The following is a 26,097-nucleotide window of genomic DNA, read 5'->3' as shown; positions in this document are numbered from 1 at the left end:
TAGTTTCATTTTCGGAACCGGCGAAAAATGCTCGCCGTGCCGTTTTTTCCCGAATAGGCTTCCGATCACCGGGGCTGCCTTCATATCTCAATTAGAAATTTTCACCCGGATTGTTTGACAGGCGCGGGCCGCAGCGAAATGAACCTCCGCTGCGGCCTTCGCGTGCGGGCCCGCTACGAAGCCATTTTGCGCCCTCGATGAAGTTTTCCTGAAACAGGCAGGGTTGAAGCTAAGCGGCATCAAACGTGGAGATCCCGCCATGTTAATCCTGATGAACCTGATTTGGCGCCGAGTTGCCTACACGATGCTGATCGGGATGCGCTCTAGACTCGTGCGGCAGTAAGGGTGAAGGCAGCTTCTTTCAGACGCTGATGGCGCTTGGTCCTTGGCAGCTGCCTGCGGGGTCGTATTCAGTACGGGAGCCTTGGTAGCCACCACTAAGGACAAGAAAAACCCGCCAGCTCCGGTAGCTAGCGGCTATAACCATGCGTACCGCCGGTACTCTCACCAGTCCGCGACGAAGCGCATTATAGCGCTAGCAGTTGACACGGTGTTACTCAAACGCCGTTGCGATCGCCGGCGGGTCCACCTGAGCCGCCGGGACGCCCCATAGGGTTACGATCAAACACAGCGGCTCGTTGTCCTACATGGCATTTAAAAGCGCGCGGGCCTCGCTCTTAGAGATCGCAAGCCTACCAAGGGCCTCGGTTACGTTGCCAATTCTTTGCGAACCGCGGCGGCGGAATTACCTACCTTGTCAACGGCCTTCTGCAACTCGTCTTTCGAGACACCAAGCTGTTTGGTCCAATACTTGACCTCGAACTCTTCATGCATGTTGATCTTGCTACGGTCGCGCTGGTCCCGCTTAGTGAGGTTGTCGCTCATGTTCCTCTTCCATCGCCTGTAAGAGCCGTTCATCGTCGAGAACGGCCAGAAGATCACTGATCGTCTTCTCGCAGTCCCTCGGGCCGGGCTCGACATAGCGGGCCAGAATGGCTTGGGCTTCTTTCATCGCCTGAGTAACGCGATCCGGCATGCCGGTACTCCACTCAATCGGCGTTTCCGGATTGACACCATGGCCGAGGAGACCGGGGATGTCGAACTTCGTAACTCTGCTCGTCGAGGACGACCCTCTGGCCCGCAATAGACTTTCAAGGCGATGCTGCGTCGCGCTCTGTTCCAAGGTTCCAAGGGGGAAGTGATTTGTTGCTGGGTCTCACGCATTACGGAGAGCGCAAGATCAAACTGGTCGGTCCTGAACGCGCGGTCATGATCGTGAGCGAGAAGTCACGCATTATCTGTTGCGCGTGCTTTGCCGCCTCAGAATGGCTCGTGGATGGTCTCCGATCAGATAACTGAAGCCTGCGGCGCTGCGGGAAGAGCGTGACGTTCTGAGGGCTCTAATCCACCATGTGCCTTGAAAATCCAGTGGCTGTGACCCTGACTATGACGATGAAGAAGCGTGCGAGGGCGACTGGAGCTGCCGACGACATGGTAGCTTGTGAAACCTGCGACTAATCGGGTTCGCTTGGAGAGAAGGGGTCCTTGGCCGTCAAGCCAGCGTCCAGGGAAAGCGACTGCGGATGATCTGCGTGTTGGAAATGAGCGCTGGCCACCGTTTGCACTACCACTGCATCTTTGAGCGACCATGCCATTGCTCGTTCGATCGCTTCCCAGCGGTCATTCGAGACCAATGGCCAGAAACGGACTTTCGCTATCAGGAGATAGACATCCAGGACCATTCCGAATGGACCGGTTAATCCGCACCACCAACATCAGTGCATTGATTAGGATCGAGACAATCGAGAGAAGCGCCAGGATAACCCACCACAATATGCTGTAACCCTCATCCAGCTATCAAACACTGTAATTAGCATCGTTCATAAGCCGATCCACGTGCCAATAACATTCAAAAGAAACCAGCGCATCTGAGATATCCCATTGGCGATAAGCTTGCTGGCTTGGGCACCGAGGCCATCCTTTAGTCCGGTGACATAGTCCTTCCCGAAGTCATCGTTCTGGTAAAGCACGCCAACTGTTTTTCCCGGGTAGTTCTGCAGAATGTACTTGCCGTAGATGCGAGCCTCGACCTGGTAACTGGGCTGCCACCCCATGGTCCAAGGAAAGCTTTTCGGATCGTTCCATTTGGCAGCACCAGTCGACACGAATATCTGCGGGACTTTCTTCGAGTTCATGTACTTCTGGATTGCGGTGTTGCCGGGAGTGCCAAGCGGGTTGAAGATGGGCAGCACTTCATCGCTCTCAACAAGCTTGCGGGCCTGCTCGACTGTCTTGGGCGGGCTATACGTAGATGTCCTGGATGCTCACAAGCGATATCCGATTAGCCTTTGTGCCTGCTACAAGGCAGCGATACATCGAAGAGAATGCAGACGCAAAGACCGGTGGTTCAGCAGCTTTACCGGGCCATTGCGATAAATTCGAGAGAGACCTGAGTCTAGGCCGGAAAGAAAACTATCATCGCGCGAGCAGGGTGATCTTAGTAGACAGCTCAGCGCTTCCCGCGCACTAGCAGCGTCCATACCGGCGAGGTGCCATCCCAATGCCGAAGCCGCCCCTTGAATCGCACGCGCACCCCAGCTTCTCTCAATCTCTCGACGACGAGATGCAAGGCAATCACGTCGGCCTCTGCCAACTCTACGCACCCACGCTTTCTGGACCACGTTGCCCCTGGGAAACGAAACAGGTTGTGTTGTAGCCATCGTCCGCCGCGCTCAGATAGCGGCAGCAAATCGACCAGTACGCCCTCGCGGGGCCGCAGGGCGACATCCGACCTGCGGAGCAAATTAGCGATCCGACCCATGAACTCAGCGCTTCTGACGTTATTCCGACTATGTTCCAGGAGAAGCCGCCGGCATATGATGCTCATTGTCTGAGGAAAGCTGAAACTGAGATCGAGCAGGGCCGCGACCGCCGTTGAGCTTATTTTTCAACGACAGTCCGCCGCAGCGATCAGGGTCATAGGAGCAATCGTTGCGGCAAGCAAGGTTTGCATCTTTTTCCCGACTGCGCCAGCACGTTCACGAAGCGTCAACATTAGGTGACTAATGTGACCCCGCTCGGAAGCCAAGCGGGCGGGTAATGAGTGAAACCCGAGAACAAGATATGCGGGTAAATTCGAACGACCCGTTGATACGCGCTTGATAGCCATCGACGATACGTGGCAACGCGCCTGCAAAATCCACGACGTATCCGAGACCAGCGCCAAGATAGTTGTAGACAGCGCCGTAACCGACATCGGTCAGATAGAGTTCTTCCTGGTCCTGTCGCCCACCGGTCTGGCGTATCGGCACTGTGAATTAGCGTGGGTGAACGGGGAGTTCATCGGGGTACAGTTCTTTAATCGGGGAAGGGCTTCAAAACGGGCTCGTCGCGGCGATACCCTTGTAAAGTAGCTCCTAGCCCCCCGCTGAGCATTTTTCTCAAACCCATAACAGGCATGTCCAAAGCAATCGACCTGATCGTCGCCGGATACGTCAAGGTTCGCGACCGAAGAGCCCTATCGGAGCTGCTCGCGCATCGACGCAAGATGCTCGCCGAGCTGCAGTCCGTTACGGGGATAAATCCCACCGGGTCGATCGAGGCTGTGAAGGAAGAAATAGATGTCGTCGAAGCCGGGCTTGAGGAGCTGAACCCCCGGCCGGAGCGGTCCAAAATTGAAAGGGGCTGAGACGGGAATGATTTTTCGTCGTCCTCGACCAACTCGCACTCATGAGTATGCCCGACCTATCCTTCACCAGGGACTGTCTGATCGTCACCCGGACGAACACCGAGTCCACAACGACCTTGTCGACGGCGCCCGGCGCGGCGGAGGACGGTCTGATGGGTGATCGGAGAGCGGCGCCTCCGTCAGCAATCTTCGAGAACTGAGCGTTACATTTCTCGGGTAGTAACGGGGGACGTCGCCGAAATCGGCATCACACGTGACGCCGACTCGCGTGACGCTCCTTGCTCGCTCGCCAGATCGCAGTGTGCTCAAGGTTCAAAACAGTGTGCGATAGGTTCGCAACTGGAACTCAGATCGAACCCGTCCGGTGTCGTGAGTGGGAACTAGGGCGCATTCCGGTCCCGAGCGGAGCAAGGCGCCGACGGCGGTGGCCAGGCATCGGGCCGCAGGCTAGGCCAGCGTCCACAAATCCCATGAGGGCAAAGAAGCTCCGTCGCCGGAGGCCCTATAGTTCGGGCAGCGGGCGGGTCTACTTAATCTGGTGCCGCTGCGGCAGGCGCTGCCGGTCGTCGGGAAGCACGGTCAGATCGTGCCGTGCACGATAACGTACACGTCGCCGTCCCTGCGTAGAATCGAGGCTCCGCACGCGGCCGCGGCCCAGCGATCGCAAGTATCTCGGCGCGGATGATGTTACAGCAAGTCCCTCGACGCGCTGAAGAGAGCTCGAAAAAAGGCGGCCGACTTTGTGTTCGCGGCGGCTTTCTCCTTCGCGGCAGGTTGCGCATTCGGCATCTGTTGTCGAACAGTTGCTGCGGTTTTATGAACCCCCGGCATACGCTTATAGCGGTACCGGAGGTCAGTTCTTATCGGCCACCGCTCCTGAACGGTTTCGATGCAGGAATTGAGGCTCTTATCGGAAGTTACCGCTATTAGCAGCCCTCACGCTTGCGCTGGGCAGATGCCGCTGATTTCCATCATGCTGGCCCCTCACCCGCTTCCGGCGGCGGTGCTCCTTAGACAACGAGCCCGATTAACCGAAGTCGCCGGGCGCGAGGTCGATGCGGTCGCAGCTAGAGCGTGTAGGTCGCCTTCACGCACGTCCGCGACGCTTCGGCGATTGCCTTGCTCAGGACATCGAAGTCGCCGTCGACATCGACCGCATCGTCGACTTGGAAAACGAAATATCCGTCTTCGTTTTCGACGAGTTCCTCCACGACCGCGTATCGCGGCCTGAGCATGTCGGCTCCGCGGTCGATATCAATCGCGCTCACGGCAGCGATAGCGTTCGTCGTCCCTTCAGGCGTAGGAAACACTTCGCGGCTCTTGTTGCAGAGTCCAACCAATTTCATTGCAGGCTCCTTTCGCCGGCGAAAGCCGGCTGTTGACGGTAAGTATGATCGGGTGGCGTGCAGCCGTTTGGTGCCAGAAAGAGAGCCGTAACGAGATAGAGAAGCCCTCTTCGCCTTCGACCTCAGACAGGTCCTGGCAACGGAAACATTCGGCGATCGTCTCTACCGATCGCACAACTGCCCTCGAGGAGCAGCGAACGCACGCAATGTAAGCCTGGAACGAGCTATCGCAAGCCACAAATAACCTCAAAGTTAATGAGCATTAACTCTTCCGCTTCTCCAAGGCGGCCTAGGGACCGGCAATCCGTACCCGCGGGCACCGACGTCAGTTGAGCGAGATATCGCGCGCTGTGGGGCTTCGATAGCGAATGGACCTACAAAAATCCGCGAGCTCGACGGCAAGGGCCGGCTGTCGATGCCAAGAGCGGCGAAGTCGCGCCGACCAAGGACGAGTGATGCCTGCTTTTAATCGGGAATGACGCGCGAAGGCCGTCCGAAGTCTCTTGCACGCTGCAGGGGTGTGCCGGTTGTGCGGTGAAAACCGTGACAACGGCGAGGACGCCTGGTTTCTCGGCAACGCCGAGTATTCTGAAGACTTTATTCTCGGCCTTGGTGCCCGGCATGGCCGAACTTGTCATCCTGAAACTGGCGCGCCCGCAGCGTCGGACCCAATCTCGTAGAGACCATTCACCGGCGTACCTGATAGAACCCCGTTTTGAAGCGGTCAATGACGTGATATGGGTAGCGGCTGTCACGACGCCATGCAGAATGTGTCTGGTGCGCGCCTGCCTTGCCTGATCTTCATCTGGTCTACATTGGCCCTCGAAACGTCACATCTGTTCTCAATTCCGCCAATGTTGCTGATGCATCTGAAAACCGCTTCCGAGCATCCATACCGACGACCAGGCAGCGGCCTCGGAACACTGCATCGTCTTTCTGCCACTCATATGGATCGCTCGTAGCATCCTCGCGGCAGAGTACGAGATCTCCTCCTGGAGCGCGATAGCAAACTCTGATCTCCCCACCCAGCCAATGCTGGATCGCCAGCGTTCTCGGAGCGATCAACAACGGCTCAATCGACCGCCGCTCAGGATCAATCTCAAACGCGCGGATCAAGACCTCTTGCGGGGCCGCTTCCTTCGGTGTCGCAATCGAGGTCCATCTCACCATCTGCGTGACGTCACGCAGATCTACGAGTGCGGACGCGCGTTCACCCGCACCTAGATCGCGCCCGACAACCAGCGCAGGTCCACCGATTGGACGGGCCCCACCGAGACGGAAGGCGTCTCCTCCCGCCGCCTTGGCAGCGAGCACAATGTCGCCCCGCGGTAGCCGCAGAACCGGCGTCAGCTTCCTTCCGAAAAACTTGATGGTTGCTTCCCGGATGGACAGCGGCTCGATGACCTCGATGGTCTTGGCGGTGGGATCAATTAGAACTACTCTTGCCACTCTATAATACTTCCCTAGTGATGCTCAAAAATACGATCCGCGCGGCCCCCGAAGAGGTCAACCGCAGACGGGTAGAGAATTGCGCACAACGCTTATGGTTGAATCAAACCTAGAAGCAGTCAACCAAACTGCAGCCATCTCGCGTGCTGACATGAGGATGGTGAGTCCGATCCCTGCCAGCGTCAATCCTATGATTTGTTGACGGGACGCTGCAGATCAGAACAGCGCGTCGTCCTCCTCGCCGGCGAGGCGGATCGGCGGTCCACAGTCGTCGTCGGGCTCGCCGGCGCGGTCGGCCGGGTCGACGTACCTGGTCCGCATCCGCCGCAGGGTCGACTTGGCCTGCTCGATCGAGAACCCACGGCTCTGCAGGTCGACCAGCATGCGGCCGACGAGATCGCTATCCGTCCGCGTGAGCTCGTCGCGGCGGGCGGTCACCAGCGCCGCGACCAGGGACATTCCGATCTGTTGCGCCGTCGGCCTCCGGTCCCGGTCCAGCTTGGAACGCCAGTGGGCGGTGCGAATCCTGGTCTGGGCTCTCCGGACCTCCGGGGGCACGCGGTCCAGCCGTTTTAGGACTCTCGCGTCCGGGCGATCCGGATCCCGGTAGAACACCGTGCGGCGGACATCGTCGATCTCGGCGACGGTCCTATCGATCTCGTCAGGCCTCATGAGTGCTCCCGCCATGCGAGTACGCTGTGGTCCGGATAACCGACCTCAGGGATAGGTGTTCCCGGCGCAAGGATCAAGGGCGAGGGCGCGGGCGGACCGGATGACCGGGGCTCCGCAGGCCGCGACCGGCATCCTGGGAGCATGGCGCCTGCCGTTGCCAGCGCAGCGACCGGTGGCGGCTCTAGGCCGGCTCGGGCTCCGGGACGCGGCTGACCATGCGCCGACGCACGTCGACCGTCGGCAGGGCATGGGTAGACCATGGCGGAGCGTCGTCTCCGGGCTCGGCGGTCGGGTCGGCGGTGTCGAGGCGGGGCGGATCGTCGGTTTGGACCGGATGACCGGGGCGGAGCGTGGGGGTCGGGGTCGCAATCGGCGTTCCGGCCTGGTCGGAAGGGAGGGAAGTCGGATGGTCGGCCCCGGCAGAGGTCTGGCTTTTTATCTTTGTGTCACCGAGTGAGACAGCCGGGGAAACGGGAGGATTGCGCCAGACGCCCGCCTCGCATTCCACGAGGCCGATGAGCCGCATGGCCTCATCCCAGCGGCGGTAGGCTGTGGCGCGGCACACGGTCGAGGCGTTCCTGATGAATTCGGCCCGCCTGACCTCTCCGGTGGCGAGCAGGGTCGCGTAGATTTCCTTGGCGAGCGCCCAGGCCGAACGGGCGCTGCGTCCCTCGGCAGTGCGCTGGCCGGCCTTCTCGCGATGCTGGGTCGGCGTCGGCTTGTCGACCTCGAAGACCACGTTGCGGTCGCGCCCACGGTAGCTCTTGCGCCGGCGGCGGGACAGCTTGCCCAGGCACCATTTGGCATGGAACCGGCAGCGGCGCTCCAGGACGACGTCCAGGGCCTTCGAGGTCTTCTCGTCGATTGCCGTGATCAAGTCGGCGAGAGTGTCGGTCTCCTCCCCTGCGTCTACGGCCGCAGCCTTCTCGGCTTCGGCGGCCTCCTGGGCAGCCAGCAGCAGGGCCTCACGGGCCACCGGGCGCACCTGGCGGTCGAACCAGGCGGCGAGCGCGTCGACGCCGGCCTGGCCGGCCTTGATGAATTCGGGGTCGCTGTCCCGCATACGGTCGCGCGCCATCGGCTCGATGATGTGTCCGACCGTGCGCCACAGCAGGTTGCTGGCCTTGCCGGAGACGCCCTTGGCCTTCGCACGCATATCGGCGGCGGTCTCTGCCATGGCGTGCTCGTCGACCTTGCTCGGCCAGCCGATGATGTTCTGCTCGAAGTCCGTCAAACCGTAGAAATGGTCATCGTTCGTGATCAGCGTCGTCCAGAAGAAGCTCAAGGCGTTCTTCGGTTTCCACATGTTGGTCATCGCCGGGTCGGCGCCGAGCGGCAGCAGCAACTGCGTCAGGCAGCGCTGCACGACATGAGCCTTCCTGATGGGCTTCGTCTTGCAGCGCTTGTCCCCGATCTGGGTGATCTCGCCCGTGACGGGGTGGACGATCTCGCGCCGCTGGTCGTTCCAGACGGGCTTTTTCAGGAGCCAGATCAGGTGCGGCCTGACCAGGAATCCGCTCTCGCTGATCCTGCCGACGATCAGGTTCGGCATGCACCGAGGGCCGAGGATTTCGAGCAGGCGCTCGCGGAATTGCTCGGGGCGGAGAACGCTGTCGAGCTCGACGACGATGCAGCCGATGATCTTCTTGTTGAGCTCGACGTAGGGGGCGTCGAGGGCGAACAGTTTCGACGTGGTTTCGAACAGGACATCCTTTTCATACCCCGCGCGGGTCCTACCCTTGCGGGGAGAGAGGGCCGCTATGCGCGCCATCGACGGCGACCCGGTGCGCGATCGATTGTTGCCGATTTCAGCACCCAGGTACTCGTGCATCTCGGGGACGACCTCGCCGGCGACGCGGCCGCCCTTGAAGTAGGGGCCGTACTGGAGGCGGTCGCGGGTCTCCTGCTTCAGATCGCGAGCCTCGTCGGCGAATTTCCGGGCATCGCGAGCGGCTTGGGCGCTCTCCTGAGGATCGACGGAGACGAGGTCGGCGGGGGCCTTGTGGTGTCGCTCGGCGCGGCGGGCGAGCTTGGCGGCGCGGGCCTTCGCCGCCTTGTCGCGTCGCACGGCGTTGGCGATGTCGGCCTTTTCCTGGGCCTCCGTCTCGAAAGCGACCAGCGCGGCCTGCTCGCTTCCGGAGGGGGCCGCGAACCGGATACGGTTCAGCACCCGGGTTCGGTCCTCCTCGCCGGTCGGCTCGGACAGCTGCTCCTCGGTGTAGAGGTGCTGGTCGTCCGGGTGCGTGTCGTGCCACAGCGTGCGCGGGCGCCAGACCTGGATAGACTGCATGGAGCCGGGACGGCGCGGAACGTCCGGAATGCCTGGCGGCATGAAGCTCGGCTCGGTCACCCGCTCGTCGGCGACCCACGCCCGGAACACGCGGTCCCGGACCATGATCTCGTGATCCGCCAGCTGCCGTCGCCAGCTGGTCGTGATCGGCCGCAGGCGCGGCAGACGGATCCGCTGCACGGGAGCAGCGGCGTCTACGGGGGCGTCTGTGGCGGCGGATGAGGTCACGCGAGTCCTTGATGGTCCGGATGTTCCATAACATCGGGCACGAGCCTGCCATTGTCAACGGCCCAAGGACTCGAAATCAAGACGAAAAACGCGAGCTGTCCCAACAAATTAGACGGGCCGGCCGAGATAGGTCGGCATGCGAACGGTTCGCTGTCCGACCTATTTAGGTTCGCATGCCGACCTATTTTAGGTTCGCATGCCGACCTATCTCGAAAGCTTCGACTCTCGGAATATCCCGCCCGAGAATAACGAGTGTTTACAGGCGCCTACCGAAGCGGACGGACGACAATTCGACATTCTGAACATCAAAGAGTCGAATTGTCATCCGATCTCCTCCCACTCGTCGTCGTCTGGCTGATGTGTCGGCTGGCGCTGTTCCCAGAGCCGGTTTCCCTCCTCGTCAGCGATCCAGTCGTCCGGAACCCGGAACCCCAGCAACCTCTCGTTTATGTCGCGCCAGCGCGCCCACATCTCACCGAACCGGATCTGATCGCGGGTGCTCAGGAGCGGCACGGTGGCGTCGATCCGCCCCCAAGGATCCAGTTTCGGGTTCCGCGGGTCCATCCGAAGAAAAGCGAGGAGGAGTTTTTCGATGTATCGGGTCCGGCTCTCGCCGGCCTCGGCGCTGCGGACGTCGAGGAGTTCGACCAGATCCTGGTGGACCCTCATCATCAAGCGGCCGTCGCGGATGGAATCGGCGGCCGTGCCGGCCTTTTTCCGGGTCTTGGCCTTCCGGTCGCGTTTCGGGCGGGTGGAAGGATCGGGGATTGAGGTCGGATCGGGGCGGGGAAATCGGCCCGGGCGCCTTACGGGTTCGTCAACCATGAGTGAATCGAATCCTTGCTTTGGAGCACGCCGTGTGCACGATGGCAGCCGATGGACGCAGCCATCGGAGGACCCGCAGTGAGCACGATTTCCAAGGATTCGTCTACCCACCGGATGTACGCCGAGCTCCTCCGCCTGGTCGCTGAAGACCGCGCCGAGTGCGCGCGTAGCGGCACCGGCCGGAGGGATGCGTCCGGCGGGCTCGATTTCGCGAAGCCGGAGGACCGCCGATGAGACCCCACCTGGACCCGGCACTCGGGCTTCTGACGTACGACCGGTGGTCGGACGCCTTCGGAGCGTTGCACCACGCGTCGTTCCCGATCGAGGGAAGCAAGCGCGGGCAGGACCTGCTCGATGCCGTCGGCGGCCCGCGACCCGTCGTCCGCCGCGAGATCGATGACCTCGTCGACGAGCTCTACGCCGAGGGAAACGCCGAGAGCGGGCGGCTCGCGCTCGCCTGGCTGATGCTGACGTGCGATCCGCGACAGCCCGCCTCGTTCCACCGCGTGCTGCCGCAGCTGCAGCACGCGGTGGATGAGGCCGATCTCTCGCAGGACGAGGAAGAACTGATGCGCCGGCGCCTTCGCATCTGGTGGAGGGCGTCCGAGGGAGAGTGGTGCGGCCGCAGCCCGCCGTCGGCATTCGCGATCGCGGCGCACGAGACGAAACCCGACCCGGACGAGACCGAACTCGGCAGCATCCTCTCCGGACCCGCCAGACGGATGCTCGCGCCCGCTATCGTCGTCATGCCGAAGGAGAAGTCCGCCAAGCTCAAGTCCGAGCACAGCGCCTACAAGGAGATGTCCGGAGAGCGTATTCCGCTGGTCGTCGCCAAGGACATCGCCGGCGTCCGGAGGGCGCTCCACGACGAGTACCCGCACGCGACGGCCGTCGTCGACCTACTGCTGCGCGACCTGCGCGAGGGCGAGCCCGTGCGCATGAAACCGGCGATCCTGCTCGGGTCGCCTGGCTGCGGGAAGTCGCGCCTGATCCGGCGGCTCGGGGACGCTCTCGGCATCGGCGTCTACAGGTTCGATGGTGGCAGCAGCTCCGACGGCGTCGGCTACGGCGGCACGCCCCGGGGCTGGGGGGAGAGCACGCCATGCGTGCCTGCGCGCGCGGTGCTGCAGTATCGCATCGCCAACCCGATCGCGATGGTCGACGAGATCGAAAAATCATCGGTCAACCCCCGGAACGGTGCGCTCACGAGCGTCCTGTTACAGCACACCGAGCGCGAAACGGCCGCGCGCATTAGGGACGTTGCATTGGATGCGGAGCTCGACCTCTCCTGGGTGGGGCATCTCGCGACTGCCAACTCCGTCGATCCGCTGCCTGCACCCCTGCGGGACCGATACCGGATCATACGGGTGCCGGACCCGTCCCTGCAGCACCTGCCGCAGCTGGCGGCGAACGTGATGCGGGACTTGGCCGCCGAGGACGAGGCCCGCGCCGGGGACTGGCCTCTAGCGGCCGACGAGCTTTCAGGCATCGGGAAGGCCTGGGCGGCGCGGCGGTTCTCGATGCGCGCCTTGCAGAAGATCGTCGCCGCGACCCTCGAGGCGCGCGACCAACACGCGATGAGGCACTGAGATGGACGACAAGGTGGATGCGGCCAGGCGGGCACTGCTGCGAGACGTGGAGGCCTACACTTGCGGCGAGATCCCGTCTGCGATCGCGAAGCCACGCGCGCCGCGGCTGGAGGACTGGGAGCCTAGCGTCCGTCGGGTCGGAAGGAGTCCGTTCTCGTCCTCTACGGCGTTGTTCGTGGTAACTCCGACCACGGCGACGGCGTATGGGTCTGCACCAGCGCCATCGTCTGGCTCGACCGCAAGGCGAGGTTCGCCAGGTCTCGCTCCCGGCTCTACGCGCTGGGCCAGCCCGCAGGAACGGAGATCCCGATCGACGGGATCGATTCCTAACGGCAGGGAACTTAGCTTAGCTTCACATAGCACGCACGCCGAACCGTCACGAATTTGCAGCGCGGCCGCCTCCAATAACGATTTTGTAGCAAGCGTAACGATTTGCAGCAGAGGCACGGGCCATCGAATTGCATCGTAAGCCTCAGGTAGAGTGCGATAGCTCTGTCTGAGGCCTTAGCTGCCAATCGCGCGAAAAATCTTCGCGAAGGACTCACTTTCCGCTTGGACCTCGCAGAGCTCCGACGGATGATTCTGATCGGCCGAGTGCAAGACATCACCGTTGCCATGACGTCCACGCGGCGGGCATCGTCGAAGCGCAGAAGCCGGCCCAGGGGTGTCAGCGAACAAGGATAGCTGGCACCTGCACTGAAGGATGCGGACCCGCTCCGCAACGCGCCTGGATACCCCTGCGGCGAGGCGCAGATTACGTCTTTTGCCCGGCGATACGCCTACCGGACGGGCCGATCGCAGCGTCGCTTGCACCTCACGTACACTCCTATAGCTCGGTCTGAGACCTTAGCTGCCCATCGCGCGAAACTTCTTTGCGATGGATCCAAAAATTCTTTCTCCATGCGGGCTTCGGGAGGAGGATTCCTGCGTCCGAGGACGGATCGGCTCAGCGCATCGCGCGAGGGCCTCGGATACGCCGCCATGATAGCTTCCCCGGTCACTTGCAAGAGCGGTGTGCACGTTGTCACGACGGCACGATGCCAACATCGCTTGGCATTCGGAATAGCGCATCCAAGAGGAATTTGAGAACCGGCCTTCACCGAACAACACAACCGTCTCGACATGCTTCCGGTGGTATTCTGAGAATCTATATTGAACCTTGTGAATAACCAGGCGACGGCCATCAGGCAGGATTACACATTGATTGACTCATCCGGCTTCGGCGGGGCTTTGCAAGGCATGGAATCAGCGTGTAGAACACGACCGGGCATTCGCGACCACGTTCAAGCGCAATGTCGACAAAAATTAAACGAGACGTACACAAGCTCACGATCGGGTGGTTGAGGCTGGATCGGCATCCGTTTTTCACGCGGGAGACCTTGACCGCGAGTATCAGGCCAGGCTCACGGAGCGGCGCTGGCGGGCGAGCAGGGTGAAGCCGCAGCGCACGATACGGTCGATGACGTCCGTTTGGCGTTCGCCAAAATGCGCGTCGCCCCCTGCGCCGACGCCCCTCACTCCCCTCACGTCTCTCGATCCGAGCGTGGTCGAGCAAGCGCATTGTAGCCCTTGATGATGAAACGAGGCGTTGCAGTCGACGATGCGCAAGACGTACGGGGGGCGTCTACACCCACCGCAGTGCTCGACGTCCAACTTGCCCAAGTTGGTTGATCTTGCCCTTTGCGCCGTTTTCGACTCCTTGGGCGAGACCTCCGTGGCGAGTCAGAGGACGTCCTTGCGGAGATCGGGCTTGACCATTGCGGTCTGGACATCGCGCAGGCAGGCGCTGCAGTGGAACAGCTGATGCGAAGGAAGCTGCTTTCAAATCTACGCCGCATCAGCAATCATGGTGGTGCGGCTGTCGGCCTTGGCGAAGCCTCGTCCGGTCGCACGGGGCAACAGCCCCTTTCATGGATTGGCGAAGGGATTGTACGGCATGGGGAAAGCTGTAAGCGGCTGTCCATGTCGAAGCTCCAAGATTCGCGACTGCAGAGCCCAACTTAGTGTCAATCAGCTCACGAGCGACGTGGTGATATTTCCTGTTGATGAGCCCAATCTGATTACGGACATGCGCGCCCCCGAAAGATGAGTGCCAGCTAATGAGCCCAGCGGGCCTGCCTGAATGTGCCTCCTCGCGGCCGCCATGGCTATTGTCGACGCTATTCCAAGACCGCCGAATGAGCCAGGCTCCGGCGCCCGAACGCAGGAAACGAACTTATCGACCGACTGGAATTATCGTTGGTGGCTTCATTTTGTTCGCAGTCTAAGTCCGCAATAACGTCTTCGAAGGCAGAAATAGTCTGCTGGAGTGCAGCAATTTTCCTGAGTTCGTCGTCTCCGACGGGTCCTTGAGAATTTCTCAATGCAACGACCAGCTCTCTTCGACGCTCCTTCAGTTGAACCAGCGGTAAACCGTGATCGGGCGGATAATTCATTTGGATCTCTCTGTTGTGAAGTCCCTCAACTTTAACCCAAACCTGCTGGCATTGAATTGAAACGACTAGTCATATTTTAGATGTTCGATCCTCAGTCACCACAGGCTAGGCTACCACCGGGTCGCGCATCGCTAGATCTTAATCATCGAGCGAAGTTGCACCGGACACCGCGAGCGCTTGAGCCAGACTGTCGCACGAACATTGCCTAGAGCTCCTCTCCTCCTTAACAGCCGAGGCCCGCCCTTCCCGGTATGGGACATGGGTCGCTCTGCGGCCGAGGCTGACATGACTGCGCTCGGTAAGGTTGATCAGTTAGGTTAAAAACTGGGTCAAGTTGCTGAATCGGAACGCCACGCTACTCTGTTTTTATGAACACCAAGAGAGCCACGCCTTCAGAAGGTGAGTCGTCTACCGCGACGCTTGTTCGGATGCGCGAAGAAGTACTCAAGCTAAGGCTGGAAGTCGAAGCTGAGCAGGCGCGAGCGGATGCAATCAAAGCTCAGCGGCGCAGGGAAACTGCCGGAACGAAATAGTCTCTTCAAACATCTCGACCAGATGAAGCAAGCCCTACGTGTGCGATCCGCCTCAATGAATCAATCACACACGTTTGTTTGAGGCACAGCTGCATCTCCGGCCATCGCGGTCAACTGGTCAAGAGTTCGATGCATTCCTAACCAGCATCGCGATCGTGAGTATGATCGCTCCCGAGACGCGCGAGCCTTCCCTGCCGACGGCCGCGGCGGACATCGAGATTCTCAACCGTTTTCAGCCCAGGGCCGACCCGCACTAACTGCGGAGATGGGCTTTTTCGCTCCCTTCCCCGTGGGTCCAAGCGAGTAGACATTGTAATCGCCCTGCTCCGTTACGGAATACTGATAGGGGCGTCCCCATGGGTCCAGAAGAGTCTTGGCATTCTTCAGGTAGGGGCCGTTCCAACGAGGCGCTTCTGGCGTCGCTTCCACCAGAGCCCTTAGCCCCGCGCTCGAACTCGGATAAGAACCATTCTCCACGAAGTACATTTCCAACGCTGTGTTGATATTCTCGATTTGAAGCTGCGCGGATTGCGTCTTGGCTTTTCCGAAATATCCCATCACTTGCGGAGTAGCCATGGCGGTCAGCGCTGCGAGGATGCCCATCACGACGAGCAACTCGAGGAGCGTGTAGCCGGCCGCTGCCGCTCGCCGCCGGTGAACGCGCAGCTTCCTAGAGCGCTGAGGCGCTGGCATTTTACTCGTATCGACGGTCATGGTGCCCCCAAACAAGTAGCTATTGCATTTCGGGGTATCCTCATCATCCCGCGTATTTAACGGGTTAATGGACCCGGCAACTTTGAACCAGTCTGAATACGGGGATTAGAGACTGGTGAGAATGTGCAGCCGTCCGATAGTCAGCGGTTAAGCTTTTCCGCAAGTTAACGGCATTCGTAGATAACAACGTTCGACCATCAAGCTTAACCCGCGAGTTCATTTGTCTCGAAATGCAGCCATTCCTATAATCCGCACAATGCATCTCAAAATCAGAAATTGATCGATATGATTGCGGGGACTTGGACTTTGCAGCGCATTAATGTCTCTAGGAACGTCACGCTGGATCCGATCGAGAAGTCTTTAGGCTTGCGCTATGCGGAAATTGTTGCGCTCCGCAAAGCCGTTCGGAAAGAGAGTTCGACCTTGGCTTCCAAGAAGCCCAGGTCGAACAGACGCAAGCGAATGCATATTCACGTCAAGTAAGCTCCGCGTTTCTGCACCGAGCTGACAAGGCTATATCGGCGCTCGCTGCCGAGACCGCGATCATCGCCGAGCCCAAATAATCCTTCAACGCTCAAACCCTATCAATTGCAGCGATTGAGACTGCGCCATCGCAGGCCGTCGGCCCAAACCAGGCGACAGCGTGTCACGTCGGCGCGGCCATAGGCATCGCGCGCCCACTTCCCATAGATAGCGTATTCGCCGTAACCGAAGGGGTAGTCGTACCCGTCATCGAGCCTGTTGTAGGCGTAGGCCGATACCGGGTGGGAGAGATCTGGCGTCACGACGGTGAGGATGGGATTCGAAGTTCGCCAGAGGCGAGCGTCATATCCGTAGTTTCGGCGCCATTCAGACTTACTGTAGAGTTCCGTGCGGTCCCTCGCCTCGCCAATGCCGGGAGCGAGCGCCGCAAACATCGCGGCGGTGACTAATGTAAACGTCGTGGCTTTCATCGACTTGCTAGCTCCGCTTGCGTTCCCCTCTCTCGCGACGATGAGCACTGTAGACTACTCGCGGTCGCGGCGAGTACCTTTCCCCCAAGATGTGGTTAAGCTTTCGAACGCGATGGTGGTTAAAGAACGCGGTTCTAACGCGCCTCCCGCAGTCGGGTTACCACAAGAAACATGGACACTTCGCCGTTCGCGCTGCATAAGCGTGGAATGAATGGATCGATCCTCAAAACCGCGCTCGCGATTGCCGCCTGGGGGTCAGTTTCCTTGATCGGTTACGCCACGCTGACCAAGGTTCAATTCATCTACGCGGTCTACGGCACGATCAAACCGTTCCTTTGGGGATTGGACATGGCGACCTGGGCCCATCTGGAGCACGCGATCGCTTTCCTGACGTTGGGGAGCCTCTTCGCCCTCGCCTACCCTCGGCGGACCCCCTTGATCTGCCTGGTCGTGGTCGGCAGCGCCATCACCTTCGAATTGCTTCAGACGTTAACCCCTGACCGGCACGGCACGGTGTTCGACGTATCGGAGAAAATCGTCGCAGGTTGCGCGGGGATCGCCGCTGTTAGACTTGTCCAGGTCGTTCGATCTGCGCGAAGAAAACCTGAGACTTGCGCCTCCAAATGATGGTGCGCCACTATCCCAGCAGAATGCTCAGCGGATCGAACACCCACGCCAGCCACAGCCCGACGGCAAGATGAGGGCCGAACGGAACCGCGTGCCGCCCGTCGACCTCATAGCGCACCGACCTGAGCAGGAAGGCGCAGGCGAGCGCCGAGACAACGGCGATCAAGAGCATGACCGGAAGCGAGCGGAGGCCGGTCCAAACGGTGGCGGCGGCGAGAAATTTCACATCCCCGAGGCCAAGTCCATCATAACCGCGAACCCAACGATAGATCGAGCGAAAGGCAACGATCGCAACCGCGACGATTGCGACGTCCGCGAGACGATAGACGATCTCGTCAGAGTCAAGCAGCCACACCGCGGCCAGGCCGCAGACCGCCAACACGACGACTAGCGTATCTGGGATGATGCCGAAACGGGCGTCGATAGCGCAGATGGCTGCCAGAACGGTAACGAGCGCGACGCTTAGCGCGAGATGGACGGTCCAATTTTGGTCGGCCGAACCGGTGAGCAAGATCCATAGCAATCCGGCGACCAGGAGCCAGGCGACGAGAACCTGGTCCTGATAGGGATCCCGCCAGACCAGAGCACGCGTCAAGTAGCGGCCGGTGCGCCTCGCCGTCTTTCGCAGACCGGCGATCATTTCGCCAAGACGTTGAGCGGCAGGGTCTGCCGTTCGCCTTCCGCCTCGAGCACGATCTCGTTCGGTTTGACTTCGGAAAGGCGCCAGCCAGACCATTGCTCATTCAGGGCGATCCAGACGCCTACCGGATCGTCCGACGAGGTGAGGAACGCCTTGGCACGCTCGCCGCTCATGAAGACGCCTCTGAGCGCCACACTGGGGTCCAGCATCGCTCGAGCCGGCGGCGCCGGTTTATCGACAATCTGCTGTGGCACGGCAGGTGCAACGGCCTGGCGGCTTCTGGAAAAGAGCGGACGCTGCAGGATGTGCTCATAGTTTCCGACGCCCTGGCCCTCTCGCCCTGCGAGAGATCCGCCACCGCGACTTCCCGGCGCGGACTGGCCCGCTATGGCAATTTCCAGCGACACGATCAACACGATCGGCGCGATCGCCGTGAATGCCGTCAGCACGACGAGGCCGAGCAAGAGCGCTCGCCTGATCGGGGCCACCGACTGCAACTCTCGAGGGCTCGGGACCTGACCGCGCAAACCCTCAATAATACTCGCGAGCGTCAGTCCGCTGCGTGAGTTCAGAACGGTCTGCGCGAGATGCTGACGGGTGTTTGGGGGCGTCAACTCGGTCATCGGTTGCCTGCCTTTACGTCGCCGCTCGACCGGTTCTCACTCAACAATGGCCCGGCCGGCGGAGCAGTCGGGCTGCGCAGCGCGCCTTCGACAGTCAGGCTCACACGCATCCGACTGTCATCTCCGTCGGAGAGCGTCCGTAACGACAAGTCCGTGATGAACAGGAATGGCGTTTGGGTTTCGATCGCGGCGACCAGTTCGCGCACGGCAACGGCGGTCCCCTCAACCTCGAGTCCCACCGGAACCGCGCGCCATTGTCCTGAGTGGCGGCCAGGCAAGCCGCGGACTGCCTGCACCGCCAATCCTTTGGCGCTTGTCAGGGCCTGAAGATTGGCTTGCAGATCGGCGCTGGCGATGCGCTCTTCGGTGCCCGGCAAATACGGATCGACGTCCAGAGTGGCGGCCTTGCCAAGCCTCGCGGCTTCGTCCACAACACGGCGGACCTGAGCGAGCTGTGCAGCGCTGTCCATCATGTCGTCATTGCGTTCTGCGAAATGGGAGGCGATCGGCTCCAAGACCGCAAGGCAGATGGCCAGCACAATCGTCGCATTCAGCCCAAAGAAAAGCAACCGCCGCCTGAGAAGTCCGCCTTGGCTCATGATTCTGGCCTTTCAGCCGCTTTGGCCATCCGGCCAGCGCCGACCTTCCGCAGCTTCAGGATGATGCGAAAGCGATCCCTGCGCTCAGCGGCGTCGGGCGTGATCGGTCCCGCCAGCGTCGCGCCGGTGAAGAGACGGGAGCCGTCGAGAATACGCACCAACCGGGCCGCGTCGGACGACAGTCCCGACAGCGTGATGATCCCGGCCGCAATCCGGACCTCCGTCAGGAATGTGTGGTCGGGAATGACGCGGGACAATTCGTCCCAGGCCGCCAAGCCGCCCGGCACCGCCTTGAGCGCCAAGAGCCGGACCGGCGATCCTGCACCCTGCTGCGCGAACTGGACGCCCTGTTTTGCTTCGTTCAACTCGTCCTCGAGCTGCGCCGCCCGACTTGACTGCCACCACTCGAACCCCAGGAGACCAGTCATCGCGGTCACCAGCAGGGCGACCGCGAGGATACGGGTCGCACGCAACACGCGCGGCGGATCATCCCGTCGGCTTGCTCGAAGCGACACAACAGGAATTGGCCGGCCGGCGGCTGGCCTCGCTGCGATGAAATCGACCCCGGTCGTCGACAGGCCCAGCCGCGAGAGTTCCGCTTCCGCGCGGTCCTTGGGAATAATCCAGTGGCGATACCGAGCCACGCCGTCATGCAACGGCTCGACTTCGGGCGTTACACCATGCCAGATATCGGCAAGTTGAAATGGCGTGCGGTGAACGACCTCCTGGGCGAGAATCCGCGTCAACGCGTCCAGCTCCGATCGTGGCAACGAGAAGTCACGCTGGAAAAAGAGATCGGCGCCCAGCGCAACGCCGATCTGCATCGCGTCACGCTCGCATCCGACGTCCGCGAGCCAATCGTCGACCTGCGAGCCGATAGGACAATTGGCCTGAAAGCGACGCTCATGCACCCCAAACGGTGTCACGAGGTGACCGGCCACTGCATCGCTGTCGCTGAAAATGAAGAGGCGCGTTTCGGCCCGCGACTGAACCATACGACGCAAGACCTTGGGCGAGCACTCACGCAGCTCGTTTATCCACCAGCGCGCGAATTGTCGCGACGCCTCTATGAGCGCGCGCGGACCCTGCAATGGCGTCACCGAGACGTCGGTCATCGGCCTGTTTTCCCTGCAAATCGGAGCATTGATGCGACGACTATATTTACCAGTTGTTTACGAGACGTAACGCCGGCGACCGCTCAAGAGCCGCCCGGCGCCCCTTCATTACGCAGCGCCACGATCGAGACCGGAGCATTGCGTCTCGCATCCTCGAAACTGAAGCTCATCTCGACCAGGGCGGGCAGCCGGTCGGACTTCGTCCAGCCGTCACGCCATGTCGGCTCGCCCTTCGCTCCGGCGTCCCCGAAATAGCGAAAACGGACGTCGCGCAAACCCCTTAAGATTGTCGTCGTTGAGATCGGCGCCTTGCGGGCGTCATTGTCCCGCAACGATCCGAAGACCTCCACGACCAACTCCTTGCCGCGGCGGCGGATCCGGACGTCCTGCGGCCCCCCGCGCAACGTGCGGCCTTCGCTCAAGGCCACGAAGCGCAGCTCTTCGCGCTGCCCATCGAACAACAGGGGACCGCCCGGCTGCGAATTGGCCGCGGGTATCGCCGAGGCAACCAGGTCGCGGACACTCTCCGCTGCCGCATGGCTTGCCATTTCGGTGGTGCTGCGGCGGTCGGTGTTGAACGCGCGGATCGTAGTGGACAGCCCGCCCACGATGAAACTCGTGAGGATCATCAGGATTGCCAGCGAAACCAACAGCTCGATCAAGGTGAGTCCGCACTGGGAGGCACGTCGACGCGGCGCGCGCAGGGTTCGCCTTCGCCCACGGCCGGTCATTGCGCCACTCTCTGGACCAGCTTGAGAGCTGCCAGCCTGGTCTCCAGCCCGGCCTCGTCCCGCACGACGATCTCGACCCACGACGGCATAAATGACGCGACCTGCGGTGTGGTGCCGTCCCGCGGCCGTTCTTTACCGAGATCGACCGGCGTCACGATCTCCCGCCAGCGATATCGTCCGATGCGACCTTCGCGCCGGCCGCTCTTCAAAAGGCCGGTTCGACCGGCCGCCTCCAGCCTCGACTCGGCAATTTGATCGAGTACATGCTTGCTGTGCACCTTGGCATCCGCCCGCAGGGCGGTCGCGATTCCCACCGCTAGGGTGCCGAGACCGATCGCAAGCACGACGAAAGCGACGAGCACTTCGATCAGAGTGAAGCCGCGCTGAGCTCCGAGGCGGTTACCCTTGGCGGATGATTTGCGGGACGAGAGGCAGATCGGCATCACTCGATCCCCGAATCGCCAGTAAACCAGTTGACGACGATGCGCTCCCTGCGCCCACGATAGGTCAGCAGGATCTCCCCGCCGCTCGAACGACCGTCCGGATAGAACCTGATGCCGCCGACGGAGGCGTGCCGCTCCGTTGCCGCAATGGTCAGGGAGACTTGCATGCCTTCGGGCAATTGACGCATCGCGTCGACGCCCCCGAAGCGTCCGTTCTGCGTGTCGACGCCGACGACAATCTCGGCGTTGCGGGCGCGTGCCCTGCTGCGGGCCAATTGCAGGCTCGCCACGATCGCGCGAGCTTCGGCATTGACCCGGGCGGCCGTCGTCCTCGGCTTCGCCGCCAGCACCGTCGCCGAAACCAGCGCCATGATCGAAAGTACGACCAGCGTTTCGATCAGCGAGAATCCCGCCAATTTGGAATCCGGCCGCATCATTGATAGGCCAGATTGCTGATGGAGAGGACGGCGCTCATCACCTGGAGGATCAGGGCGCCGACCAGCCCGCCGATCCCGACGGTGAGTAGCGGCGTGAGAAGCCCGACGAGTTGCTCGATCCTGCCTTGGACCTCGCTTTCCAGATGGGACGCGACGCGAACCAGCATCTTCGCGAGCTGTCCTGTCTCCTCGCCCACCGCGATGAGTCTGATCATTGCCGGCGGGAGCAACGCCATGCTTTCGAGCACTTGGCTGAGCGCCCTGCCTTCGGGCACACGGCTGATGGCCTCGCCATAGCGCGCATTCAGATATCGGTTGCCCACCAGCGACCTGGCCGTCTGCAACGCCGCCATGAGCGGCACCCGGGCCTCGACCAGGCTGCCGGCAGAGCGCGCGAACTGGCTCGCCTCGCGCCGCTGGACCAGCGGCCCTAGCATGGGAAGGCGACACCTGAGATGGTCGAGCTTTTTCATCGTCGTTTCGTCGCCGACGATCCGGCGATACGCGATCCAGCCGACCACGGCGGCAACTGCGCTCCAGAGCAAGAGCCGTTGCCAGTTGTCCGGCAGATCGGCGAGGATCGCCAGGACTCCCGGCAAAGGTAGTCCCGCGTCGGAGAAAATCGGTGTGAGATTCGGGATGAGCACGAAGACGATCACGCCCATCGACATCAGCGACATCATGAGAAGAATGGCGGGATAAACCAGAGATCCGCGAATCTTGTTTCTGATTTCGACCCGCCTGGCGAGCATCTCTGCGATCAGGGTGAGCGCCTGCGCAGTCTGCCCTCCGGCCTCGCCGCCGGCCAAAATCGCGATGTAGTCGGCCGGGAAGACTTCGGGCCTCCGGCCCATGGCTTCGGACAACTGTAAGCCCGCCAGAATGTCCTTGAGCAGTCCGTTCGCAAGAGCGATCCGTCGGGGTGACGCGCCGGCGCCAGCGAGCACCCGGAATGACGCATCGAGGGGAACACCGGAACCCACCAACGAGGCCAGTTCGGTCGTGAATGCCGACAACTCCTTCAAACCCACGCGCTTTGAGCCCTGCCAGCGAAGGCCGAGCCCACTCCGTTCGGGTGGACGCGTTGCCGGCGCCGTTTCGCCGTCGGCGCAGAGTACGGCTTCGACTGGCGTGAGGCCGGAGCCGTAGAGCGCCTCTATCGCGGCATCCAGCTCTTCGGCCACGATAGTCCCCGACGTCACGACGCCTTGCCTGGTGTAGGCGCGATACTGAAACCTGGACATGTGATGCCCCCTAGCTCGATCGCGACACCCTGAGCACCTCCTCGATCGTGGTCTCCCCCCGGGAAACCTTGATGAGGCCAGCCTCATAGAGCGTGTGGAAGCCCGCAAGCCGTGCGAGAGAGATCATGGTGCGTTGATCGTCACTTCGACGGCCGATCGCTTCACGCATGTCGTCATCGACGACGAGAAGCTCGGAAACGCTGGTTCGCCCGAGATAGCCGGTGCCGTGACAGACGTTGCAGCCCACGGCTTCACGCGCACCCGACCAGTCAATTGTCACGCCATCGGGGATCGGCCATCTCCGCCGCGACGCCGCTTCGGCCCGATAGGCCGCCGGGCGTGCGCAATGCTGACATAGCCTGCGCACCAGACGTTGAGCCATCACGCCGGTGAGCGTCGAGGCAAGCAGGTAACGCTCGATGCCGATATCGATCAGTCGGGTGATCGCGGCGATCGCGCTGTTGGTGTGAAGCGTCGAGAACACCAGATGTCCGGTCAGCGACGCCTGGACGGCGATGCGCGCCGTCTCAAGGTCGCGGATTTCGCCGATCATGATGATGTCCGGATCCTGGCGCAGGATCGAGCGAAGCGCGGCAGGGAAGTCCAGACCGATCTGCGGCTGAACCTGGATCTGGTTGATGCCGCCGAGCTGATATTCGATTGGATCCTCGACAGTAAAGAGTTTCAGCTCGGGGCGATTGAGCTCCTTCAAAGCCGTGTAAAGCGTGGTCGTTTTGCCGCTGCCTGTCGGCCCGGTGACCAGGACGATTCCGCTCGGGAGCGCCATCAATCGGTGGAGGCCGTCCTGGATGTCCTGATCGAGGCCGAGCTTGAAAAAATCGAGCTCGACCCGGGTGCGATCCAGAATACGCAGCACTAGGCTTTCGCCGAACGCCGTCGGCAGCGTCGACACACGCACGTCGATCTCGGTGCCGCGGACCGCCGTCTTGATGCGTCCGTCCTGCGGCAGCCGGCGTTCGGCAATGTCCAGCTTGGCCATGATCTTGATGCGCGTCGTCAGCGCAGCCTTGAGCGTCGATGGGACGACGCGTTCCTGCTGGAGAAATCCGTCGAGCCTGAAGCGCACCAGAACCGTGTCGCGGCCCGGCTCGATGTGAATGTCGGATGCACCGCGCTCGACGGCACCCGCAATGATCTGGTTGACCAGGCGAATGATCGGCGCTTCATTGGCGATATCGCGCAGGCGCTCGACGTCGATTTCGTTTCCATCGGCCGCACCGACGGCGGCCAATCTGTGGTCATCGCCGGTCGCTTGGGTACCCGTATCTTGATAGAGCTTGCGGAATGCAAGCTCGATGTCCGCAGGCGCGATGACCGCCATATCGACCCGGCAGCCAAGCATGTAGCCAATCGCCTTGCAGGCCTCATCGTCGAACGGATCAACGGCCGCAAGCAGCAGGGAGCCATCGGACGCCGAGATCGGCAGCGCGCGACTGGACTTGAGGAAGGGCAGCTTCAACCGATCGGCAAGCAGGGGCTGCGACGGAAGGTCGGACGGGCGAGCGACCCTGAGCCCGCAATAGGCAGCATAGGCGCCGCAGAGATCGGCCTCCGAAAGCAGGCCGAGCTTCACCATGACGATGTCTAGGCGTTCGGAGGCAGCCTCCGAAGCGCGCCTGGCTCTGGCGACTGCTCCAGGGTCGACCAGTCCCTCGCGCACCAGAAGTGCGGAGAACGCGTCGGCAAATCCGTCGTCCTTCGGCGTCAGGACATTGACCGCGCCTACCGCGGGCGCTTCTTCGCGTGTCAACGTCTGTAGCTCAGCGGGCATGGGTTCTCGAAAGTCCGGGCATTGGGTTAGCCATGCCACCCTAGTGCTATTTTGTTAATTAAGGCTTTTCATACTTTGTTTGCCATTTTCCTTTACCAGCTCGCAATCGATACGGCGAACGAGGTTACCCCGTGCTAGCACGATCTACGTCGATTGCGCCTGCATGTCGCCGCATGCGGCATCATCGCGACGCCCCCGACAGGTCTCCATCCGGCCTCCGCGACCGCAAAGGTTTTGCGTTGATCACAGTGATCTGGGGGCTCGGTCTCCTCACGCTGCTCGGCGCAACCGTGATCGTTGGCGCTCGTTACCGAGCCAGGTCCGCGCAGGTCGACGGCTCGATGCTCGCCACAGCCGCGGCCGCGGAAAGCGCGGTGAATTTCGCAATCGCCAGCATCCTTTCGTCGGCGCCAAACACGAGCTTTCCGAGGCGGTGCCGAATGCCCGGCGGCGAGCAGGCCGATATCGTGATCGAACAAGAGGTCGGCAAGATCGATCTCAATGCCGCCAGCCAACCAATTCTCGAGCGCTTTTTCTCCACACTTGCCCAGGACAAGACTCGCGGAGGCCGAATCGCCCAGAACATCGTCAATTTCCGGAAGCCGCCGCAGGGCAAAGACGCCGGCAATCAGACGACAGCCTCGGACAACCGGACCACGCAAACGAATGCGGCAAACGACGCCAAGAGCTCCAGCTTTTCCAGCATCCTGGAACTGGACCAAATCGACGGCATGTCGCCCACCTTGCTGCGCTCTGCGATGCGCCACACAACAACATTGTCCGGCCGGCCCGAACCCGTGCCTGAGGCGATGACACCGGCCTTGCGGCTGCTCATGGGGCTCGAGCTCGGCCGGACGGATCTAAGGCGGCCGGCACTGCCCGGACATTTCACCGTTCGCGCCGACGTACGCGCGAACGACGGGTCGCTGTACATACGAGAGGCGCTGGTCTCGTTCGGAGCATCTTCAACGCGGTCCTACACCATTCGCGAATGGCGTCGCGGCGACATCGTCGATGGCTCCATAGACGCGCTTATGGCCCGCGAGCCGGTACAGGCGTGCATCAAATTCTAGGTACTTGGCTTGACGCGGCTCTTTACCCCAAATGAGCGCCGTTCCCTTGGA

24 protein-coding genes and 2 pseudogenes are annotated in these 26,097 nt (G+C 61.5%); 5 read left to right on the top strand and 21 right to left on the bottom strand.

Annotation, left to right across the window (positions count from 1 at the left end; all coding sequences use genetic code 11):
- Nucleotides 1-708: 708 nt before the first annotated feature.
- The 3 genes and pseudogenes from JQ580_RS26720 to JQ580_RS26710 form a co-directional block, all read right to left on the bottom strand.
- Nucleotides 709-885, bottom strand: a complete 177-nt coding sequence (locus tag JQ580_RS26720; protein ID WP_212283233.1) for a DUF3606 domain-containing protein — start codon at nt 883-885, stop codon at nt 709-711.
- Entirely contained in the window at nt 866-1,036 is a 171-nt protein-coding gene (locus tag JQ580_RS26715; protein WP_212283231.1) for a hypothetical protein, read from the bottom strand. Before JQ580_RS26715 ends, JQ580_RS26720 begins: the two co-directional genes overlap by 20 nt.
- A 910-nt stretch (nt 1,037-1,946) precedes the next feature.
- Nucleotides 1,947-2,306: pseudogene (locus JQ580_RS26710) on the bottom strand (ABC transporter substrate-binding protein); the annotation flags it as partial.
- A gap of 1,151 nt (nt 2,307-3,457) precedes the next feature.
- On the opposite strand from JQ580_RS26710, the gene JQ580_RS26705 reads away from it, so the two are divergent.
- Nucleotides 3,458-3,688: a hypothetical protein gene (locus JQ580_RS26705; RefSeq protein ID WP_212283229.1), complete on the top strand. Its 231-nt coding sequence runs from the start codon at nt 3,458-3,460 to the stop codon at nt 3,686-3,688.
- A gap of 1,067 nt (nt 3,689-4,755) precedes the next feature.
- Here JQ580_RS26705 and JQ580_RS26700 read toward each other — a convergent pair.
- Nucleotides 4,756-5,034 carry a hypothetical protein gene (locus JQ580_RS26700; RefSeq protein WP_212283227.1) on the bottom strand — a complete coding sequence of 93 codons (279 nt, stop codon included), beginning with the start codon at nt 5,032-5,034 and terminating at the stop codon, nt 4,756-4,758.
- A gap of 790 nt (nt 5,035-5,824) precedes the next feature.
- Between JQ580_RS26700 and JQ580_RS34360 the strand changes: the two genes are divergently transcribed.
- Nucleotides 5,825-6,040, top strand: a complete 216-nt coding sequence (locus tag JQ580_RS34360; protein WP_212283225.1) for an alpha/beta hydrolase — start codon at nt 5,825-5,827, stop codon at nt 6,038-6,040.
- Nucleotides 6,041-6,699: 659 nt separating this feature from the next.
- Here the strand turns inward: JQ580_RS34360 and JQ580_RS26690 are convergent.
- From JQ580_RS26690 to JQ580_RS26680, 3 genes are all read right to left on the bottom strand, one after another.
- Nucleotides 6,700-7,155, bottom strand: a complete 456-nt coding sequence (locus JQ580_RS26690; protein ID WP_249134443.1) for a hypothetical protein — start codon at nt 7,153-7,155, stop codon at nt 6,700-6,702.
- Nucleotides 7,156-7,336: 181 nt separating this feature from the next.
- The gene (locus tag JQ580_RS26685) at nt 7,337-9,673 is read right to left on the bottom strand and encodes a hypothetical protein (protein ID WP_212283221.1); all 2,337 of its coding nucleotides are present in this window, start codon (nt 9,671-9,673) and stop codon (nt 7,337-7,339) included.
- 321 nt (nt 9,674-9,994) lie between these two features.
- Nucleotides 9,995-10,498: a hypothetical protein gene (locus tag JQ580_RS26680; RefSeq protein WP_212283219.1), complete on the bottom strand. Its 504-nt coding sequence runs from the start codon at nt 10,496-10,498 to the stop codon at nt 9,995-9,997.
- Nucleotides 10,499-10,728: 230 nt separating this feature from the next.
- On the opposite strand from JQ580_RS26680, the gene JQ580_RS26675 reads away from it, so the two are divergent.
- On the top strand, nt 10,729-12,087 hold the full coding sequence (locus JQ580_RS26675) for an AAA family ATPase (RefSeq protein ID WP_212283217.1): 1,359 nt from the start codon (nt 10,729-10,731) through the stop codon (nt 12,085-12,087).
- A 1,392-nt stretch (nt 12,088-13,479) separates the two neighbouring features.
- Here JQ580_RS26675 and JQ580_RS34150 read toward each other — a convergent pair.
- The 5 genes and pseudogenes from JQ580_RS34150 to JQ580_RS26655 form a co-directional block, all read right to left on the bottom strand.
- Entirely contained in the window at nt 13,480-13,614 is a 135-nt protein-coding gene (locus JQ580_RS34150) for a hypothetical protein (protein ID WP_283813989.1), read from the bottom strand.
- Nucleotides 13,615-14,097: 483 nt separating this feature from the next.
- Nucleotides 14,098-14,253 (bottom strand): annotated as a pseudogene (locus JQ580_RS34355) (hypothetical protein); the annotation flags it as partial.
- Nucleotides 14,247-14,522 (bottom strand): hypothetical protein, encoded by a 276-nt coding sequence (locus tag JQ580_RS26665; protein ID WP_212283252.1) that lies wholly within the window; start codon nt 14,520-14,522, stop codon nt 14,247-14,249. The pseudogene JQ580_RS34355 and the gene JQ580_RS26665, both read right to left, overlap by 7 nt.
- Before the next feature lie 755 nt (nt 14,523-15,277).
- Entirely contained in the window at nt 15,278-15,769 is a 492-nt protein-coding gene (gspG, locus tag JQ580_RS26660) for a type II secretion system major pseudopilin GspG (RefSeq protein WP_212283215.1), read from the bottom strand.
- 584 nt (nt 15,770-16,353) lie between these two features.
- A complete protein-coding gene (locus tag JQ580_RS26655; protein WP_212283213.1) occupies nt 16,354-16,722 on the bottom strand; it encodes a hypothetical protein in 369 nt (122 codons plus the stop codon).
- 171 nt (nt 16,723-16,893) lie between these two features.
- Between JQ580_RS26655 and JQ580_RS26650 the strand changes: the two genes are divergently transcribed.
- On the top strand, nt 16,894-17,349 hold the full coding sequence (locus tag JQ580_RS26650) for a VanZ family protein (RefSeq protein WP_212283211.1): 456 nt from the start codon (nt 16,894-16,896) through the stop codon (nt 17,347-17,349).
- A 10-nt stretch (nt 17,350-17,359) separates the two neighbouring features.
- On the opposite strand, the gene JQ580_RS26645 is transcribed toward JQ580_RS26650, so the two are convergent.
- The 9 genes from JQ580_RS26645 to JQ580_RS26605 all read right to left on the bottom strand — a co-directional run bounded on the left by JQ580_RS26645 (nt 17,360) and on the right by JQ580_RS26605 (nt 24,973).
- Nucleotides 17,360-17,989 (bottom strand): prepilin peptidase, encoded by a 630-nt coding sequence (locus JQ580_RS26645; RefSeq protein ID WP_212283209.1) that lies wholly within the window; start codon nt 17,987-17,989, stop codon nt 17,360-17,362.
- Nucleotides 17,986-18,612 (bottom strand): hypothetical protein, encoded by a 627-nt coding sequence (locus JQ580_RS26640; protein ID WP_212283207.1) that lies wholly within the window; start codon nt 18,610-18,612, stop codon nt 17,986-17,988. Before JQ580_RS26640 ends, JQ580_RS26645 begins: the two co-directional genes overlap by 4 nt.
- Nucleotides 18,609-19,211 (bottom strand): type II secretion system protein GspM, encoded by a 603-nt coding sequence (gene gspM / locus JQ580_RS26635; RefSeq protein WP_212283205.1) that lies wholly within the window; start codon nt 19,209-19,211, stop codon nt 18,609-18,611. The genes JQ580_RS26640 and gspM overlap by 4 nt, the downstream gene beginning before the upstream one ends.
- The gene (locus JQ580_RS26630; protein ID WP_212283203.1) at nt 19,208-20,326 is read right to left on the bottom strand and encodes a PilN domain-containing protein; all 1,119 of its coding nucleotides are present in this window, start codon (nt 20,324-20,326) and stop codon (nt 19,208-19,210) included. Before JQ580_RS26630 ends, gspM begins: the two co-directional genes overlap by 4 nt.
- 83 nt (nt 20,327-20,409) lie before the next feature.
- Nucleotides 20,410-21,057 (bottom strand): prepilin-type N-terminal cleavage/methylation domain-containing protein, encoded by a 648-nt coding sequence (locus JQ580_RS26625; protein ID WP_283813988.1) that lies wholly within the window; start codon nt 21,055-21,057, stop codon nt 20,410-20,412.
- Nucleotides 21,054-21,500, bottom strand: coding sequence for a type IV pilus modification PilV family protein (locus JQ580_RS26620; protein ID WP_212283199.1), 447 nt, complete (start codon nt 21,498-21,500; stop codon nt 21,054-21,056). The genes JQ580_RS26625 and JQ580_RS26620 overlap by 4 nt, the downstream gene beginning before the upstream one ends.
- Nucleotides 21,500-21,916, bottom strand: coding sequence for a GspH/FimT family pseudopilin (locus tag JQ580_RS26615; RefSeq protein ID WP_212283197.1), 417 nt, complete (start codon nt 21,914-21,916; stop codon nt 21,500-21,502). Before JQ580_RS26615 ends, JQ580_RS26620 begins: the two co-directional genes overlap by 1 nt.
- A gap of 17 nt (nt 21,917-21,933) precedes the next feature.
- Nucleotides 21,934-23,181 (bottom strand): type II secretion system F family protein, encoded by a 1,248-nt coding sequence (locus tag JQ580_RS26610; protein ID WP_212283195.1) that lies wholly within the window; start codon nt 23,179-23,181, stop codon nt 21,934-21,936.
- 10 nt (nt 23,182-23,191) lie between these two features.
- Nucleotides 23,192-24,973, bottom strand: a complete 1,782-nt coding sequence (locus tag JQ580_RS26605; protein WP_212283193.1) for a GspE/PulE family protein — start codon at nt 24,971-24,973, stop codon at nt 23,192-23,194.
- A gap of 173 nt (nt 24,974-25,146) precedes the next feature.
- Between JQ580_RS26605 and JQ580_RS26600 the strand changes: the two genes are divergently transcribed.
- Nucleotides 25,147-26,046 (top strand): type II secretion system protein GspK, encoded by a 900-nt coding sequence (locus JQ580_RS26600; RefSeq protein WP_212283191.1) that lies wholly within the window; start codon nt 25,147-25,149, stop codon nt 26,044-26,046.
- Nucleotides 26,047-26,097: the final 51 nt, after the last annotated feature.

Source organism: Bradyrhizobium sp. SZCCT0148, from assembly GCF_018129985.1.
GTDB classification, from domain to species: Bacteria; Pseudomonadota; Alphaproteobacteria; order Rhizobiales; family Xanthobacteraceae; genus Bradyrhizobium; species Bradyrhizobium japonicum_H.
Note: the sequence above shows the minus strand (reverse complement) of the source record. Positions and strands in the feature narration are given on the sequence as shown.